The sequence below is a fragment of the Bacillus sp. JJ1521 genome, from assembly GCF_036965165.1.
In the GTDB taxonomy this organism is placed as follows: Bacteria; Bacillota; Bacilli; order Bacillales; family Bacillaceae_L; genus Ferdinandcohnia.
The window spans coordinates 1-1,932 of record NZ_JBALOX010000182.1 but is presented as its reverse complement, the minus strand read 5'-3'; the positions used below and the strand labels follow the sequence as shown (position 1 = coordinate 1,932).

The 1,932-nt window shown below is 33.0% G+C and carries 3 protein-coding genes; 1 reads left to right on the top strand and 2 read right to left on the bottom strand.

Going from position 1 to position 1,932, the window contains the following annotated elements; all coding sequences use genetic code 11:
- Positions 1 to 110: 110 nt before the first annotated feature.
- Positions 111 to 1,046, bottom strand: coding sequence for a sigma factor (locus V7147_RS20840; RefSeq protein ID WP_335369727.1), 936 nt, complete (start codon positions 1,044 to 1,046; stop codon positions 111 to 113).
- Positions 1,047 to 1,284: 238 nt separating this feature from the next.
- Entirely contained in the window at positions 1,285 to 1,701 is a 417-nt protein-coding gene (locus V7147_RS20835; RefSeq protein ID WP_335369726.1) for a carboxymuconolactone decarboxylase family protein, read from the bottom strand.
- Between the two features lie 121 nt (positions 1,702 to 1,822).
- Here V7147_RS20835 and V7147_RS20830 point away from each other — a divergent pair.
- A partial coding sequence (locus V7147_RS20830) for an AsnC family protein (protein ID WP_335369728.1) occupies positions 1,823 to 1,932 on the top strand: 110 nt, incomplete at its 3' end.

The following is a 1,932-nucleotide window of genomic DNA, read 5'->3' as shown; positions in this document are numbered from 1 at the left end:
ACTGCCCCTTTAGTTTAAGTAATTCTATGAAAAGAGCGTTAATCCTTTTGATCAACGCTTAAATAATATGATGGGATATGTATTTATTTCTGCAAATCATACGTTAGCACTTAACCCCAATTTACTGGAGGTTTATCCATTTGCACTTTAAATCCCAGCTCTGTTCCAGCTGCAATAATTAACTCTTTTCTAAAAAAATAGCTTCTGCTGCTAACAATTTTTCCGTTTTCTACTTCATGCATCTGAATATCGTGAATTTCAGGTCCATCAGCACCGTTGTTCAAAACTACAATAACTGGTTTATTCCATAGAATAAATTCTTCCGCACTGTGTCCTGGCAATCCAAATCTTAGTGAACCATTACGTATTTCATTCTTATTAAATTCCTGAAAACCAAGAAAGGCCTCATTATGTGCTTGTTCACTATATAGATTGAGCATGCTATCCAAGTCTCCATTATTAAATGCTTTTAAATAGGATTTGATTGTTTCATCATTTGATTTTTTTACAGTCGGTCCTTGTTTCGGTTTTGAAAAATCAATGAGTTGTATTTTCTTCCTTACACGCTGAACTGTAGCATAGACCCCTCCTGGAGTACTCTTTACTATCCCGGCAACTTCATCAGCATTAAAATGAAAGATATCAAATAATAGGTAAGCCGTAGTCTGCTTAGGTGTAAAGTGTACTTGAAACGAGGTTAAAATTTCCTCTAAAATTAATCCATCTGAGAATTCAAGACTCGGTTCAGCTATTTCTTCTAAACTTCCGATTTCTCTTTTTAATTTTCTACACTGATCCAGCCAAGTGTTTGTGGCAATTCTAAAGAGATAACTCTTTTTATCGATGACTTTATCCCATTGTTGTGGAAGTAATCCAAAGGATTTAATAAGAGTATCTTGAAAAAGGTCCTCTCCATCCCAGGTTGAGCCCGTAACATACCTGCAATAGTTCCAGAGATCTGAAGAATAAGGCTGAATCATTTCCACATAATCATTTTTCAATTTTCTTGTATCTACAATGAGATCACTATTTAATGTTTTTTTCATTATGCAACCCTCCTAATCTATTTACATTAATAAGACGAATGGTTGTAGCAAAATTATACTTTTTCATTCATTTTTTTAATTTCTTTTTCTTCGACTAATCTGCCCCGTTAGCTTAATNNCTAACATAATATTCCAATAATAAAATCAAAATTCCTAACCATAAGAAAAAGGCGCCCCCACTCAGATCACCTTGTTTCACTATCGAACCCTTTAGTTGAGCAAGCGTAGGAAGACTATATTATGATACCACAGCTTCTAATTTCATAATGGCACCAAAATACTGTGAAGCAGTAGTATACGTAATAAACGAACAAAGCTCGCTAATTTCTGCATCAGAAAGATACTCTCTCAATACATTAAATTGAGCATCTGATATATCCCCTTTTTGTTTTAAAAAAACCTCTGCAAAGCCTACTGCAATAGATGTTTTTTCATCGAACAAATGGGGTTCAGGTTTACCTTTTGCCTTGCAATACTCACAACCATTGCTTTGAGCTAAAGTTCTCCTTACTTGCTCTTTTAGTCGAGACGATAGATTCATATCTTTTTCAAATATTTCTCCTAATTGATTCCATGCATTTAATACATCTTTATTATGCCCTAAAAGTCTTTGAAAAGGGGTCACCCCGAATTCAGATTCATTAATTCTTGCCATAATTACCGCCTCCTTGTAATATTTATATTATCGAATAAATTTAAAGAATTACATTAAATATAAAACTCATTTTGCATTTATTCTTTATTAAATAAATAATAAACAGAGGATTTCCTTAAAAATGAAAATAGATTCAATTGATAAGAAAATAATAGATGAATTAAGCAAAAATAGTCGATTATCGATGAGTGAACTTGGGAGAAGAATTAATTTATCTTCACCATCTGTAAC